We start from the raw sequence: 599 nt of genomic DNA, 5'->3' as shown, positions 1-599 counted from the left end.
GGGATACAGGGAGATAAAACAGACGATGCAACTGAGCAGGCTGACGCTGAGAAGTAAAAAGCCGGAGCTTGTGGAGCAAGAGCTGTGGGGTGTCTTACTGGCTTATAATCTGGTGAGATATCAGATGATTAAAATGGCGGAACATCTGAAAGGTTACTGGCCGAATCAACTGAGTTTCTCAGAATCATGCGGAATGGTGATGAGAATGCTGATGACATTGCAGGGCGCTTCACCGGGACGTATACCGGAGCTGATGCGCGATCTTGCAAGTATGGGACAACTTGTGAAATTACCGACGAGAAGGGGAAGGGCCTTCCCGAGAGTGGTAAAGGAGAGGCCCTGGAAATACCCCACAGCCCCGAAAAAGAGCCAGTCAGTTGCTTTACTGACTGGCATTACTCCGGGATGTGCTGTTTCAGCCTCGCGACCAGCTCACGCTGTGTCAGCGTTTCCGTCGCCGTTTCTCCCGTTTTGTGGTCCAGGTAACGGAAGTTCAGGCTCGCCCCTCCGTTGTAATGTGCCAGCCGGGAGGCCGCTATCGGCGGCTTCTTCAGATAACGACCCAGGTAGCGCGCCGTATTCCTCCCGCCGGCCGTTTT

At 53.8% G+C, this 599-nt stretch carries 2 pseudogenes; one reads left to right on the top strand and one right to left on the bottom strand.

The features are described 5' to 3' along the window. Positions 1-382 (top strand): annotated as a pseudogene (locus tag BGK49_RS27835) (IS4 family transposase); the annotation flags it as partial. A 16-nt stretch (positions 383-398) separates the two neighbouring features. Here BGK49_RS27835 and BGK49_RS17205 read toward each other — a convergent pair. After that, positions 399-599: pseudogene (locus BGK49_RS17205) on the bottom strand (transposase); the annotation flags it as partial.

It is taken from the genome of Shigella sp. FC1544 (assembly GCF_001722145.1).
Classification (GTDB): Bacteria; Pseudomonadota; Gammaproteobacteria; order Enterobacterales; family Enterobacteriaceae; genus Escherichia; species Escherichia coli.
The sequence above is the reverse complement of the archived record's forward strand: the minus strand, read 5'-3'. Positions and strand labels throughout refer to the sequence as shown.